This window comes from Sphingomonas sp. 2378 (genome assembly GCF_038084995.1).
Lineage (GTDB): Bacteria > Pseudomonadota > Alphaproteobacteria > Sphingomonadales > Sphingomonadaceae > Sphingomonas.
The window spans coordinates 38,913-53,006 of record NZ_JAXCMJ010000022.1 but is presented as its reverse complement, the minus strand read 5'-3'; the positions used below and the strand labels follow the sequence as shown (position 1 = coordinate 53,006).

12 protein-coding genes are annotated in these 14,094 nt (G+C 68.8%); 4 read left to right on the top strand and 8 right to left on the bottom strand.

All coding sequences use genetic code 11. The features are described from left to right. The 7 genes from SM191_RS12175 to SM191_RS12145 form a co-directional block, all read right to left on the bottom strand. A partial coding sequence (locus SM191_RS12175) for a (2Fe-2S)-binding protein (protein WP_341506423.1) occupies nucleotides 1-494 on the bottom strand: 494 nt, incomplete at its 3' end. Between the two features lie 36 nt (nucleotides 495-530). Beyond that, complete coding sequence (locus SM191_RS12170) at nucleotides 531-1,655, bottom strand: CaiB/BaiF CoA transferase family protein (protein ID WP_341506422.1); 1,125 nt, start codon at nucleotides 1,653-1,655, stop codon at nucleotides 531-533. A 142-nt stretch (nucleotides 1,656-1,797) separates the two neighbouring features. After that, nucleotides 1,798-2,982, bottom strand: a complete 1,185-nt coding sequence (locus SM191_RS12165) for an acyl-CoA dehydrogenase (RefSeq protein WP_341506421.1) — start codon at nucleotides 2,980-2,982, stop codon at nucleotides 1,798-1,800. Nucleotides 2,983-3,047: 65 nt separating this feature from the next. Further along, nucleotides 3,048-3,584 carry a YbjN domain-containing protein gene (locus tag SM191_RS12160; RefSeq protein WP_341506420.1) on the bottom strand — a complete coding sequence of 179 codons (537 nt, stop codon included), beginning with the start codon at nucleotides 3,582-3,584 and terminating at the stop codon, nucleotides 3,048-3,050. 103 nt (nucleotides 3,585-3,687) lie between these two features. Then, entirely contained in the window at nucleotides 3,688-5,814 is a 2,127-nt protein-coding gene (locus SM191_RS12155) for a TonB-dependent receptor (protein WP_341506419.1), read from the bottom strand. An 86-nt stretch (nucleotides 5,815-5,900) separates the two neighbouring features. Then, nucleotides 5,901-6,269: a hypothetical protein gene (locus SM191_RS12150; RefSeq protein ID WP_307001467.1), complete on the bottom strand. Its 369-nt coding sequence runs from the start codon at nucleotides 6,267-6,269 to the stop codon at nucleotides 5,901-5,903. Continuing rightward, the gene (locus SM191_RS12145; RefSeq protein ID WP_341506418.1) at nucleotides 6,266-6,442 is read right to left on the bottom strand and encodes a hypothetical protein; all 177 of its coding nucleotides are present in this window, start codon (nucleotides 6,440-6,442) and stop codon (nucleotides 6,266-6,268) included. Before SM191_RS12145 ends, SM191_RS12150 begins: the two co-directional genes overlap by 4 nt. A 77-nt stretch (nucleotides 6,443-6,519) precedes the next feature. Between SM191_RS12145 and SM191_RS12140 the strand changes: the two genes are divergently transcribed. Next, nucleotides 6,520-7,155: a S24 family peptidase gene (locus SM191_RS12140; protein WP_341506417.1), complete on the top strand. Its 636-nt coding sequence runs from the start codon at nucleotides 6,520-6,522 to the stop codon at nucleotides 7,153-7,155. Nucleotides 7,156-7,215: 60 nt separating this feature from the next. On the opposite strand, the gene SM191_RS12135 is transcribed toward SM191_RS12140, so the two are convergent. After that, on the bottom strand, nucleotides 7,216-7,401 hold the full coding sequence (locus SM191_RS12135) for a hypothetical protein (protein ID WP_341506416.1): 186 nt from the start codon (nucleotides 7,399-7,401) through the stop codon (nucleotides 7,216-7,218). A gap of 152 nt (nucleotides 7,402-7,553) precedes the next feature. Between SM191_RS12135 and SM191_RS12130 the strand changes: the two genes are divergently transcribed. The 3 genes from SM191_RS12130 (at nucleotide 7,554) to SM191_RS12120 (ending at nucleotide 14,069) form a co-directional block, all read left to right on the top strand. Beyond that, complete coding sequence (locus tag SM191_RS12130; protein ID WP_267435717.1) at nucleotides 7,554-7,784, top strand: hypothetical protein; 231 nt, start codon at nucleotides 7,554-7,556, stop codon at nucleotides 7,782-7,784. A gap of 172 nt (nucleotides 7,785-7,956) precedes the next feature. Beyond that, nucleotides 7,957-9,912, top strand: a complete 1,956-nt coding sequence (locus SM191_RS12125) for an autotransporter assembly complex protein TamA (protein WP_445949851.1) — start codon at nucleotides 7,957-7,959, stop codon at nucleotides 9,910-9,912. Continuing rightward, the gene (locus tag SM191_RS12120) at nucleotides 9,909-14,069 is read left to right on the top strand and encodes a translocation/assembly module TamB domain-containing protein (RefSeq protein ID WP_341506414.1); all 4,161 of its coding nucleotides are present in this window, start codon (nucleotides 9,909-9,911) and stop codon (nucleotides 14,067-14,069) included. Before SM191_RS12125 ends, SM191_RS12120 begins: the two co-directional genes overlap by 4 nt. The last annotated feature ends 25 nt before the right edge of the window (nucleotides 14,070-14,094 follow it).

Genomic DNA, 14,094 nt, shown 5'->3' with positions numbered 1-14,094 from the left:
GGATCGGTGCCGGGCAGGGGGGGGGCGGGGATCGTTTCCTCGCCACGCGCCGCGCGGGCGGCGCGCTGGATCGCCTCGACCAGCCGGGGATAGATGCCGCAGCGGCAGATATTGGTGATACTCGAGCGGATCACCTCTTCCGAGGGGTCGGGGTTGCGGTGGATCAGCGTGGCGGCGGCCATCACCATGCCGGGGATGCAATAGCCGCACTGGCCGACATTGGCCGCCAGGAACGCCTGCTGGACGGGATGCGATCGATCGCGCGACAGCCCCTCGATGGTGGTGACGACGCTGCCCTCGATCCGCCCGATCGGGACCTGGCAACTGCGCACCGCCCGGCCATCGACATCGACCGTGCATGCGCCGCAATCGCCGGTGCCACAGCCATATTTGGTGCCCGTCAGATTGGACGCATCGCGCAACGCCCACAGCAAGGGCGTGTCGGGCGGCAGGCGATAGCGGACGGGCTGGTTGTTGACGGTCAGGCTGGTCATCGCGGGCGCGGGTTTAGCGGATAGCGCGGCGGACGGCTACCGACCCAGCATCGGCGCGGCGCGGTCGAGCGACAGGTCGGCGTCGGAGAAGCGGATCGGTGTGCGCACACCGGGGACGGTCGATCCGTCCGGCCGCTCGGGCCGGATGGCGAGACCGCGTGCGAGGACTTGCGGATCGGCAAAGGCCTGTTCCACCGTATTGATCGGCCCCGCCGGGACGCCCGCCGCCTCTAGCGCGGCGAGCAGATCGTCACGCCGCCAGCGCGCGGTCGCGGCTTCGATGATCGGCGTCAGCGCGGCGCGGTGCTCGCAACGCAGCGCGTTGGTGGCGAAGCGCGGATCGTCCCCGTCGATCCCGACGATCGCAGCGAAGCGCCGGAATTGCGCATCATTGCCGACCGCCAGGATGAACCAGCCGTCGCTCGCGGGAAAGGCGGCATAGGGCACGATATTGGGATGCGCGTTGCCCAGCCGGGTCGGCGTCACCCCGGAGGCGAGATAGTTCATCGCCTGGTTCGCGAGCACCCCGGTCATCGTGTCGAGCAGCGCCATGTCGATCCGCTGCCCCCGCCCGGTCCGCTCACGCATGTGGAGCGCGGCCTGGATCGCGATGACTGCGTAGAGCCCGGTCATGATGTCGGCGAGCGCGACGCCGATCTTCTGCGGCGCGCCCGTCGACTCGCCGGTCAGGTCCATGATGCCGCTCATCCCCTGGACGATGAAGTCGTATCCCGCCCGTGCCGCATAGGGACCGTCCTGGCCGAAGCCGGTGATCGAGCAATAGACGAGGCGCGGGTTGATCGCCGACAGGCCGTCGTAATCAAGGCCGTAGCGGGCGAGGCCGCCCAGCTTGAAATTCTCGATCACCACATCGGCATCGGCGGCCAGGGCGCGGACCGTCGCCTGCCCCTCGGGGGTGGCGAAGTTCGCGACGATGGAGGTCTTGCCGCGATTGGCCGCGTGGAAATAGGCGGCGTCGCGGCTGCCATCCGGATTGTCGATGAAGGGCGGGCCCCAGCGGCGGGTGTCGTCGCCTTCCGGGCTTTCGACCTTGACGACCTCCGCGCCGAGATCGGCCAGCACCTGCCCGGCCCAGGGACCGGCGAGGATGCGGGCGAGTTCGACGACCTTCAGGCCGGTAAGGGGGGCGGGCTTTACCACTTCAATCCTCCCCAAGCTTGCTTGGGGAGGGGGACCATCCGAAGGATGGTGGAGGGGCGGGACGGACCGGCCATGCCCCTCCACCACGGCCTTCGGCCGCGGTCCCCCTCCCCATCGGAGATGGGGAGGAATTGGGTCTGCATCAAAATGCCGCGATCCCGGTGATGGCGCGGCCCAGGATCAGTGCGTGGACGTCGTGCGCGCCTTCATAGGTATTGACCGTCTCCAGGTTCATCAGGTGACGCATCACCTGATATTCCCCCGAAATACCGTTGCCGCCATGCATGTCGCGCGACACCCGCGCGATATCCAGCGCCTTGCCGACATTGTTGCGCTTGACGATCGAGATCATCTCGGGCGCGAACCGGCCCTCGTCCATCAGCCGCCCGACGCGGAGCGAAGCCAGGAGGCCCAGCGCGATCTCGGTTTCCATATCGGCCAGCTTCTTCTGGAACAGCTGCGTCGCCGCCAGCGGCCGCCCGAACTGCTTGCGGTCCAGGCCATATTGGCGAGCGGCATGGAAACAGAATTCCGCCGCCCCCATCGCGCCCCAACTGATGCCGTAACGCGCACGGTTGAGACAGCCGAACGGACCCTTCAACCCCTCGACATGGGGCAGCAGCGCCTCCTCGCCCACCGCCACCTCGTCCATCATCACCATGCCGGTGATAGAGGCGCGTAAGGAAAGCTTGTTCTCGATCTTGGGCGCGGAGAGCCCCTTCATGCCCTTTTCCAGCACGAAGCCCCGGATCGCGCCGCCATGCGCGTCGGACTTGGCCCAGATCACGAAGACATCGGCGATGGGCGAGTTGGAAATCCAGGTCTTGGCCCCCAACAGGACATAACCGCCCTCGACCTTCTTCGCGGTCGTGCGCATCCCGCCAGGGTCGGAGCCCGCATCGGGTTCGGTCAGCCCGAAACAGCCGATCCACTCGCCGCTCGCCAGCCTGGGCAGATAGCGGCTCTTCTGCGCGTCCGAGCCGTAAGCGTGGATCGGATACATCACCAGGCTGGACTGCACGCTCATCATCGAGCGATAGCCGCTGTCGATCCGCTCCACCTCGCGCGCGATCAGGCCGTAAGCGACATAGGATGCGCCGACCCCGCCATATTCCTCCGGGATGGTCGGCCCCAACAGCCCCAGTTCGCCCATCTCGCGGAAGATTTCGGGATCGGTATGTTCGTTGGCGAAGGCGTCGATAATGCGCGGGGCCAGCCGATCGTCGGCATAGGCGCGCGCGGTGTCGCGGATCATCCGCTCGTCATCGGTCAGCTGGTCGTCGAGCAGAAACGGGTCCGCCCAGTCGAACTTGCCCATTCGGGACATCGGTATCTCTCCTTATGTCCCGCTTCTCCCGAAGCCCGGGGGCTTTGTCCACCCCCGGCATGGGGTCAGGAGAGGGGTTTGCCGGGCGGCGGTGCGGTGGGACCGGTCGAGGGGTTGGCGTCCAGAAACGCGTCAACCGCCCCCAACAAAGTCGACCACCATTCGACCGTATCGGTGAAATTCACGCGCGTGACACCGCCGATCGTCGTCAGGTCATGGGTTATCCGCAGGTCGCCGTCCTTGGTCAGCGCCATCTGCGCGAAGCGCTTCTCGCTGTTCCATTTGTTGACGAAGGCCAGGTCGCGCGGCTTGGACGGGGTCAGCCGCATCGAGAATTGCAGCGAGGCGCATTCCTTATGCGCTTCGCAGTCGTAGAACAGGATGTTGAACTTGTATCCCGCCGCCGAGCTGACGATCATCGGATCGCCCTCGTTATCGGTGTCGACCAGCCCCTGATAGCCCGCGCGGATCATCGCGCCGCCCACCGTCTCGGGCGCGCTGGCGCAGATCAGGTCCTTGGGGCAGGGGGCGCTATCCTTGGCCGAGGCCTCGCCTGCGCATCCCGCCAGCAACGCCGCCGCCGTCCATTGCCACCATGCCATCGTCATTCCCCTGTCGAAACATGGGGTGAATCTAGCATCGATCACTTGTTGCGCAAGCGGATCGATGTCGCCCCGGCCGGAACCGGGGCGACACGCTATGGCGTCAGAGCCTGAAGCTGAGCGTCGCGCGCAGGTCGCGACCGGCGAGCGGTGCGAAATCCTTCAGCACGCTGGCATGGCGGCGCGCATCCACGTCGAAGATGTTGTTCGCTGACAGGGTCAGCGTGGTCGGATTGGCCGCGCCCCAGGGCTTCAACTGGACCGAAGCGTTGACCAGCGTGAAGCCGTCGGTCGGCGTCTCCAGTCCCAGTACGCGGGTCTGCTTGAAGCTGCGCTCCACCTCGACGCGGGCGTTGACGCTGTCCGACTGGGCCTCCAGTCCGCCGAGCAGGCGCAGCGGCGGGATGCGCGGGGCGGGGCCGGTGCCGATGATCTGGGCATGTACATAATCGCCCAGCAGGTCGGCGTTGATCGCATATCGGCCGACCGTGGCGAGGCGCAGCGAGCCCTCCGCCTCGATCCCGTAATAGCGCGCATCGGCCTGGGCATATTGGAAGCAGGGCAGGTCGACCTCGCGGCCCGAAGGCGCGGCGGCGGCTTCGCACGGCCCCTGCGTCACCAGCGCGTCGTAGATGTAGTTGGAGAAGCGGTTGTAATAGGCCGAGGCGTCGAAGCTATAGCCCTCGCCATGACCGTGGACGGTCGCCTCGATACCCCAGCTCGCTTCCTTCTTGAAGTTGGGATTGCCCAGTTCATAGGCTTCGGTCCCGGCATGGGGGCCGTTGGCGAACAGTTCCTCGGCGGAGGGCGCGCGTTCGGTGCGCGACAGGTTCAGGCCCGCGCGCCAGTCGGGCGCGAAGCCGTAGCTGGCCCCGATCGATCCCGAAAAGGCGTCGAAGCTGCGCTGGCCCCGGAAGAAGCGGTCGTCGCTGACGGCGGTGCGGGCGGTCAGCGTGGTGTGCTCGAAGCGGCCACCCGCCTCCATCTTGAACGCACCGCGATCCAGTTGTTGCAGGGTGAACAGGCCGACCTGGGCGGTGTTGTTGCGCGGCAGGAACGCCTCTTCGCCGCGCACGTCGAAGTCGCGGTTGAGGAACTGGACGCCCGACGCGCCCTGCCAGCCGCCACGCTTGGACTGGATCAACTCCAGGCGGCTCTCGATGCCCTTATTGTAGAAGGCGGTGCCGACGCCGCCATCCTCCTCAAGCTCGAAGTGGCGATATTGTGCTGCGCCCGCGCGCAGGCGGATGCGGTCGAGGAAGCCGCCGGTCTGGATCTCGCCGCGCAGGTCGAGACGGTTCTGGACCAGGCTGAGGCGGGGGGCTTCCGGCTCTTCGCCGCCGGGGGTCAGGTTATAGCGGACCGGCACGCCGTACAGGCTGTCGTAATGGCTATAGGCGATGCCCAGCGATCCGGTGTCGGTGATCAGCGCACCGCCGACGCCCGCCGTCCAGGTTTCGCTGGCGGTGTTGGGCAGGCGACCGCGCAGATTGGCGACACCCGCGAAGTCGAGCGGATCGTTCGGCGCCTGCCGTGCCGCCGCCTGTGCCTCCGCACGGGCGCCCCGGGACAGGACATAGCCGCCGATCTTCAGATCGTCGGTCTTCAGACACGAGCCATCGGCGTGGACGACGAACTGCTTGCCCACCGCGACATCGGTCGCCCCGGCGACCGAGCGTTCATTGGCCGCCGAGCCATAGGAGGCGATGCCCGACAGGCGATAGCCCTGCTCAGGCACCGAGCGCGGGATGCGGGTGTCGATGACATTGACCACGCCGCCCACCGCCGACGAACCGAACAGCAGGGCGGAGGGGCCGCGCAGCACCTCGACCCGTTCGGCGAGCAGCGGGTTGATGACCACGGCATGATCGACGCTGGTGTTCGACACGTCGACCGAGCCGATGCCGTCGGTCAGGACGCGGATGCGCTCGCCCTGGAAACCGCGCAGCACGGGGCGCGAGGCGTTGGGGCCGAACGAGGTGGCCGACACGCCCGGCTGGCGCGCCAGCGTCTCGCCGATGGTCGGGCGGATCGAGCGCTGCAATTCGTCGCCGGTCACGATCGAGGTGCCCGACAGCACATCGGTTTCCGACTGCTGCACCGGCGCGGTCACCACGATCTCGCGACCGCGATTGGTCGAGGACGGCGCGCTCTGGCCAGCGGCGGGGGCGGCGAGCAGGCTGGCGAGCGCGGTGGCCGACAGGCCGGACAGCAGAACGGGCTTGAACAAGACAGGGCTCCGATAAGTGAAGCCCCGCCGACTACAGTAGTGTTACAACATATCAAGGGAAAAGTGACATGAGGCTGACCCTTATGTCATCCATTGGCCGCATCCAGGCAGAGCAGGACGCGCAGGCTCCATCCGCCATCGATCCGCTCCGCCGCGATGTCCGCGACCAGATCGCGGCCCAGGGGAATGTCGATCTCGGGCAATGCGTCGAGCCAGGCCGACAGGGCCGCACCCGGCGCGGCGGCCATGGCCAGCGTGATGACCGACCCGCTGAACGTGACCGAGGACCAGGGCTCGACCGTCGATACGGTCAACAGGATGGGGCACCCCGCGCGTCCGGCATGGGCCATCAGCGCACGGGCCAGCCGTTCGCCGCGATCGGTCGGGCGGCGCAAATGGGTGTGGGATCGAACGGAGCCGGCGATGCGATCGTCCAAGGGGGCGGGGGCGCTCATGCGGTCTTCCCCGCGATGAAGCGGGTGACGCGCTCGATCATGCTCGGCCCCGGCTCGCGGCCCTTGCGCAGGTCGCTGACCAGCCGGGGGTCGTTGACCGCCAGCCGCCCGAACTTGGTCTCCGGCATCTGACTGTCCTTCAGATAGCGTTCGATCACTCCCAACAATTCCATGGACATTCTCCCAAAGTCCGATTCTCGAATGATGTTCATGATCTGTTCTTATTTCCAACTTGTCTAGGAAAAATCCTATGACTATATGCGATGGCATGTCGGAGACGGAAATCAGGGCGGTCCTGCAGGAGCTTGCGGCGAAGGCCGGGGTCAGCCTCGCGGCGCTGTCGCGCATGCTGGGCCGGAACGACGCCTATCTTCAGCAATTTGTGCAGCGGGGAACGCCGCGCGTCCTGGCCGAAGGGGATCGGCGACAACTCGCCGAGTTCCTCGGCGTGCCCGAAACCCGGCTGGGCGCATCGGTGGCGGCGGGGCCGATGCTGGTCAGGCGGCTGGCGGTCGCGGCGTCGGCGGGGCCGGGGGCGACGGTCGATGACGAGGTGATGATCGGCGTCGAGGCGATCGACCGCCAGCTTGCCCGACGACTGGGCCTCAGCGACGGCGCGGCCTCGGTCATTCGGGTACGGGGTGATTCGATGGCGCCGGGGTTGATGGACGGCGATCATCTGGTGGTGGACCAGAATGACACCCGCCCGACCGCGCGGGGCGGGCTCTATATCATCCGGATCGGCGACGCACTGATGGTGAAGCGCGTTCGGGCGGGCAGCGGGGGGCTGGTCGCGACCAGCGACAACCCCGCCGCGCCGCCGGTGCCGACCGGGCCGATCGCGGTGATCGGGCGTGTCGTCTGGCAGATGCGGTTGCCCAATTGATCCTTCCCTCTCGCCTGGACAGGGGGGAGAGGGAAGGAGCCAGCGGCAGACGCTATCGCCCTAACGCTGGCGCCACCAAAGCAGCAGCGCCACGACAATTCCCAGCGCCAGCCCGATCAGAACGCCCATCGTCACCTGACCCGTCGCGAGTCCCGCGACGATGCCGCCGACCACGCCGAGCGCGATGAAGAAGCCGCCCGCCGGAGTGGAGGCGCGCGGAGGTCGGGGGGGCTGCGGATCGGTCATGCGCCATGTCCTGCCATGCCCGGCGCGGCGAAACCAGCCGCCCTGTCCCGCCCTGGGCTAAGCTGCCGCACCGTTAACCATCTCGGGGGGTGGCAAAATTCATGACCTCTGCCTAGGGGAACGGTCTTTCGGAATTGGGCTCAGGAGTATTCATGCGCGATCACGGTGGCGAATTCCATGTCGCTCCCTTCGTTACCGGGACCGATGTCGAGATGGCCGCCGAACTGATCGAGACCTTCGGCGAGTCGGCATGCGGTGAAGCCGCGGCCCGCGCCGGACGTAGTCGCGACATGGGCAACCACATCCATTTCTGCCGCTGGCGTCAGATCGAGCGGTTGATCGGTCTGCTCTCCACCGAAAAGGCGTTCGGGACGGTTCACTGATCGCCCCGCGTCCGCTGACTGGCTGACTTGGGTCATCGCGGTGAACGGCATGGCAAATCTGTTCGATCGATGGCGCTTTGGGGTGTCGCAATCGCGTGCGCGCGGCTAGGGATCGGGCATGATGGTCCGCCTGGGGCGGCCGCGCCGCTCGGTCGCCATCCTCGTCTTTGCAATGGGTTTCGGCGGCACGGGCTGGGCCGGGCGTGCGATCGCGCAGACGGCGGCGACTCCATCCGCGCAGACCCAGCCGCCGATAAGCGCCGCGCCCGCGACCGACGCCGACGATCCGACGATGCTCGATCCCAGCGCGCCACTGGCCCCGCTGCCCGAGATCGGCGTGGCCTGGCCCGATCTGGCGCAGGCGCCGGGCGATCCGGCGGGCGCGATGGCCGCGACCGTCGATGCCGCCGCCGAGCGTCGCTATCGCTGGCGGGTCGAGGGGATCGACGGCACGGGCGCGTTACTCCGCCAGCGTTTCGACCAGCTTTCGTCGCTCGACGCCAATGACGGCGAGCCCGCCAATGCCGCGCAGCTCGACCGCCGCGCGCGGGAGGATGCGGCGCTGTTGACCACCCTGTTGCGCGGCGCGGGCTATTATGACGCGCAGGTCTCCACCCGGATCGAGCCGGGGGACGAGCCGACCGTGGTGCTTTCGGCGGTGCCGGGCAATCTCTACCGCTTCGCCGACGTCACGCTGGCCGGGGTGCGGGCGGCGGGGGACAAGACCGCGCCGCTGGAAAGGGCGTTCGGGATCAAGCCGGGCGATCCGGTGGACGCCGACACCATCGTCGCGGGTGAGGCATCGCTGAAGGCGGCGGTGGGCGAGGCGGGTTTCCCCTTCGCCAAGCTGGGCGAGCCGCAGATCGTCGTCGACCGCGCGACGCGGACCGCGACGCTGGACCTGTCGGTCGATCCGGGTTCGGCCAGGCGCTATGGCCGGATCGTCATGGCGAACGACCGGCTGTTCGACGCCGAGCATGTTCAGGACATCGCCCGGTTCAAGCCCGGCCAGCCCTATGATTCCGCCGGGCTGGACGATCTTCGCCGCGCGCTGGTGCAGACGGGGCTCGTCTCCTCGGTCGACGTCAAGCCGGTGCCGGGTGCCACGCCGGAGACGGTGGATATCGCCGTCGCGCTGGAGCCCGCGCCGCCGCACACCATTGCGGGGGAACTGGGTTACGGCACCGGCGAAGGCGCGCGGGCGGCGGTCACCTGGACCGATCGCAACCTGTTCCCGCCCGAAGGTGCGCTGACCCTGCGCAGCGTGCTGGGCACCCGTGAGCAATTGGGCGCGGTCGTCTTCCGCCGCAACAATTTCAACGGTCGCGACCGGGTGCTGACCGCGCAATTCTCCGCCGCGCATATCCTGCGCGACGCCTATGAGGCCAAGACGCTGTCGCTGTCGGGCAGTCTGGAGCGGCAGACCAACATCTTCTTCCAGAAGACCTGGACCTGGTCGCTGGGGGCGGAACTGCTGACCTCGGACGAACGCGACGTGATCGAGTCGACCGGCGAGCCGCGTCGGCGGACCTTCTTCATCGGCGCGCTGCCGACCAGCCTGAATTACGATGGGTCGGACGATCTGCTCAACCCGACGCGCGGCTTTCGCCTGGGCGGGCGGTTGAGCCCGGAATTGTCGTTGCAGGGCAGCGCCTTCGGCTATGCGCGAACGCAGATCGACGCCAGCCTCTATCATCCTTTCGGGGAGCGGGTAGTGCTGGCGGCGCGGACGCGGCTGGGCACCATCGTGGGTGCGCCGCGCGACCAGATCGCGCCGTCGCGGCGTTTCTATGCGGGCGGGGGTGCTTCGGTGCGCGGCTATGGGTTCCAGGCGATCGGGCCGCGCGACGCCAACAACGATCCGATCGGCGGGCGCAGCCTTGCGGAATTCTCGATCGAGGCGCGGGTGCGGACCTTCGGCAATTTCGGGGTGGTGCCCTTTCTGGACGCGGGCAATATCTCGACCTCGCCGCTGCCGCGCCTGACCGGGCTGCGGTTCGGCACGGGGCTGGGCGTGCGCTATTATTCCAATTTCGGGCCGATCCGCCTCGATGTCGGCACCCCGCTCAATCCCCAGCGCGGGGATAGCCGGGTCGCGGTCTATGTCTCGCTGGGACAGGCCTTTTGACCGAGGAGGTTCAGCTTCCCCCATCCCCTGCGCCGCGTCGGGGGATAGGCTGGTGGCGGGTGCTGGGCGGCCTGCTCGCGGCGCTGGTGGCGATCGTCGTCGCGGCGCTGCTGATCGTCGATACGTCGATCGGGCATCGCTGGGTCGCCGACCGGATCGGGACCATCCGTACCGAGACGGGCTTGCGCTTCTCGGTCGGGCGGATCGACGGTTCGGTCTATTCGGACATGCGGCTGGTCGATCTGCGCGTCTATGACCTGGACGGCCTGCTGGTGCAGGTGCCGTCGGCGCGGCTGGACTGGCGGCCCTGGAATTGGGCGCGGGGCACGCTGGCCATCCGGCGGGTCGAGGCGCCGCTGGCGACGCTCTATCATGTACCGCATACCCGGCGGACGGGGCGGCAGGGGCCGATCCTGCCCGATTTCGATATCCGCATCGACCGGTTGCACCTCCAGCGGCTGATCCTCGCCAGGCCGGTGCTCGGCCGCGCGCGCGTCGCGCGGGTCGAGGGGCAGGCGGATATCCGCGACGGGCGCGCGCAGGTGACGCTGAACGCGGGCGTCGCGGGCAGCGACGATCTCCGCCTGAAATTGGACGCGCAGCCCGACCGGGACCGTTTCGATCTGGCGGTCGAGGCGCGGGGATTGCGCGACGGCGTGCTGGCGAAGATGGCGGGCGTCCGCGCGCCCGTGTCGCTCTCCGTGGCAGGCGCGGGGCGTTGGTCGCATTGGGCTGGTCGTGCGCTCGGACGTATCGGCGCGGCGAGCGCGGTCGACCTGTCGCTGTCGGCGCAATCGGGACGCTATGCCCTGTCGGGGACGATCGCGCCCTCGCTGGTCCTGCATGGCCGGTTGCAGCGGATGACCAGCCCCCGCATCATCGTCGCGGGGCAGGGCGATTTCGCCGGGCGGCGGCTGAACGGTGCGCTGGTACTGCGCTCCCCGGCCTTGCGTGTGCGGGCGCGGGGGCTGGTCGATCTGGGCGCGAGCCGTTTCGAGGGTCTGCGCGTCGATGCCCGGTTGCTCCGGCCCGAGGCGCTGTTCGGCAATATGAGCGGACAGGCGATCGCACTGACCCTGCGGCTGGACGGCGCGTTCGATCGCGCGGCGTTCGATTATCGCCTGACCGCAACCCGCTTCGCCTTCGATCGGACCGGCTTCGAGCAGGCATTGGCGGCGGGCAAGGGGCGGCTGGCGGGCGGCTGGCCGCTGACCCTGCCGGTGCGCTTCACGGCGCAGCGGGTGACGGGCGTCGGCGAGGCGGCGGGGGGCATCCTCCATCGCCTGTCGGTGGCGGGCGATCTGCGTATCACCAGTCGAGAGATTGCGGGGCAGGGCCTCGCGCTGCGGTCCGACAAGCTGGCGGGGCGGTTGAACCTGCGGATCGACCTGACCAATGGGCGCTACGATGTCGGGCTGGACGGGGCGTTGCAGCGTTACCTGATCCCCGGCCTCGGCATCGTCGATGTCCGCTCGCGGCTCAGCGCGGTGCCCGGGGCGAATGGGCATGGCACGCGCGTCGTCGGGCGGGGCGAGGCGCAGGTCCGGCGGCTCGACAATGACTTCCTCCGTTCGCTGGCCGGGGGATTGCCGCACCTGACCACCGATCTGGAGCGTGGGGCGGACGGCGTCTTCCACTTCCATCGCCTGGTCCTGACCGGGCCGAGCATCCGCCTGACCGGGGAGGCCATCCGGCGGACCGATGGCACGTTCCGCTTCGTCGGCGGCGGGCAGCAGAAGAGCTATGGCCCGGTGCAGATGGTGCTGGACGGACAGATCGACCGACCGACGCTCGATCTGGTTCTCGCCTCGCCCAACGCGGCACTCGGCCTGCGCGACGTGAAGGCGCATCTCGACCCCAGCGATCAGGGCTTCACCTTCCGCGCTGCCGGGGGATCGCGGCTGGGGCCGTTCCAGGCGGCGGGCGCGATCCTGTTGCCCAGGGGGCAGGACGCGGTCGTTCAGATCAACCCGCTGACCGTCGCGGGCACCCGCGCGACCGGGGCGCTGACCGTGGCGGCAGGTGGTTTCGCCGGTCGGCTGGACGTGGCGGGCGGTGGCCTGTCGGGCGAACTGCTGTTCCGCCCGGTCGGCGAGGTGCAGCGGATCGAGACGCATCTCGCCGCACGCCAGGCGCAGATTTCGGGCATCACCGTGCGGCAGGGGCGGCTGGACCTGGTCGCGCTGCTCGACCCCGCCGGTGCCTCGGTCGAGGGGAGCGCCCGTGCGCAGGGGTTGCGGCACGGCGCGTTCAACATCGCGCAGTTGAACGGCACCGCCCGGATGCGCGGCGGCACGGGCGAGGTGCGGGTCGGCATTTCGGGCTCGCGCGGGCGGGCCTTTGCGATCCAGACGGTGACGCAGGTCACGCCCGACCGTTTCGCCGTGAGCGCGCAAGGGACGCTCGACCGGCGTCCGCTCCAGTTCCTGTCGCCCGCCATCGTCACGCGCGAAGGCGATGGCTGGGTGCTGGCCCCGACCCGGCTGAGCTTCGCGGGCGGCGAGGCGAAGCTGGCCGGCCGGCTCGACCCCGACGCGACGGAGGTGCAGGCCAGCCTGACGCGGATGCCGCTGACCGTGCTGGATATCGGCTATCCGGGGCTGGGCCTGGGCGGCAGCGCGACGGGGACGCTGACCGTGCGACAGGGGGCGGGCGCGCCGACCGGCAAGGTCGACCTGACCATTCGCGGGCTGACCCGCGCCGGGCTGGTCCTGACCTCGCGCCCGATCGATATGGGGGTGGCTGGGGTGCTGTCCGCCGACCGGCTGGGCGTGCGTTCGGTCATGGCATCGGGCGGGCGGATCATCGGACGCGCGCAGGCGCTGCTGGTGCCCGCCGCGCAAGGCGACTGGGCGAGCCGGATGCAGACCGGGCGGCTGATCGCGCAGCTTCGCTATGCCGGGCCCGCCGATACGCTGTGGCGGCTGACCGGGGTCGAGATGTTCGATCTGTCCGGCCCCGTCGCGATCGGCGCGGACGTCAGCGGATCGTTGAACCAGCCGGTCATTCGCGGCGCGGTGAAGGCGGTCGGCGCGCGGATCGAAAGCGCGACGACCGGCACCGTCCTGACCGATGTGCAGGCGAACGGGCGGTTCGGCGGTTCGCGGCTGGTCATCGATCGCTTCGCCGCGCAGGCGGGGCGCGAGGGGCGGGTCAGCGGCACCGGCCAGTTCGAGTTCGCCGCCGCCAACGGCGTCGGGCTCGATCTGTCGCTTCAGGCGAGCAACGCGACGATGATCGCGCGCGACGATATCGGCGCGACGGTGACGGGTCCGCTGACCATCCATTCGGATGGGGCGGGGGGTACGATCGCGGGCGACGTGGTGCTGAACCGCAGCCGCTATCGCCTGGGTCGGGCCACGGCGGCGACGGCGGTGCCGCAACTCAACATCCGCGAGATCAACATTCCCGGCGGCGGCGAAGAGGACGACGCGCCGCGCAAGCCATGGACGCTGGCGATCCGGGCGAAGGCGCCGGGTGGCCTGATCGTCTCCGGCCTGGGGCTGAACAGCGAATGGTCGGCGGACCTGAAGATCGGCGGCGCGCCCGACAATCCGGCGATCACCGGCCAGGCGACGCTGATCCGGGGCGATTACGAGTTCGCCGGTCGCGAATTCGATCTGGCGCGCGGGGTCATCCGCTTCGGCGGCGAAGTGCCCGCCAACCCGGCGCTCGACATCGCGGCCAATGCCAATGTTCAGGGACTGAGCGCCTCGATCCGCGTGACCGGCACCGCGCTGAAGCCCGAGATCGGTTTCTCCAGCACGCCCGCTCTGCCCAATGACGAACTCCTCTCGCGCCTGTTGTTCGGCACCTCGATCGCCAGCCTCTCCGCGCCCGAGGCATTGCAGTTGGCGGCGGCGGTGGCAGCGTTGCAAGATGGCGGCGGCGGGCTGAACCCGATCAACGCGGTGCGGCGCGCGGCGGGGCTCGACCGGCTCCGCGTCCTGCCCGCCGATGTGCAACAGGGGCGCGCCACCTCGGTCGCGGCGGGCAAGTACATCACCCGCAAGCTCTATGCGGAGATCATTACCGACGGGCAGGGCTATTCGGCGACCCAGGTGGAGTTCCAGGTCACCCGGTGGCTGTCGCTGCTCTCCAGCATCTCGACGCTGGGGCGGCAGAGCGTGAACGTGCGGATATCCAAGGACTATTGATGCGTTGCCGCCCAAAACCGGACAG

Excerpts from the sequence above, each read along its gene's own strand:
- SM191_RS12165 (WP_341506421.1), bottom strand. The coding sequence starts at position 2,982 with ATGTCCCGAATGGGCAAGTTCGACTGGGCGGACCCGTTTCTGCTCGAC.
- SM191_RS12160 (WP_341506420.1), bottom strand. The coding sequence starts at position 3,584 with ATGGCATGGTGGCAATGGACGGCGGCGGCGTTGCTGGCGGGATGCGCA.
- SM191_RS12150 (WP_307001467.1), bottom strand. The coding sequence starts at position 6,269 with ATGAGCGCCCCCGCCCCCTTGGACGATCGCATCGCCGGCTCCGTTCGA.
- SM191_RS12145 (WP_341506418.1), bottom strand. The coding sequence starts at position 6,442 with ATGGAATTGTTGGGAGTGATCGAACGCTATCTGAAGGACAGTCAGATG.
- SM191_RS12140 (WP_341506417.1), top strand. The coding sequence starts at position 6,520 with ATGACTATATGCGATGGCATGTCGGAGACGGAAATCAGGGCGGTCCTG.
- SM191_RS12135 (WP_341506416.1), bottom strand. The coding sequence starts at position 7,401 with ATGACCGATCCGCAGCCCCCCCGACCTCCGCGCGCCTCCACTCCGGCG.
- SM191_RS12130 (WP_267435717.1), top strand. The coding sequence starts at position 7,554 with ATGCGCGATCACGGTGGCGAATTCCATGTCGCTCCCTTCGTTACCGGG.
- SM191_RS12125 (WP_445949851.1), top strand. The coding sequence starts at position 7,957 with ATGGGTTTCGGCGGCACGGGCTGGGCCGGGCGTGCGATCGCGCAGACG.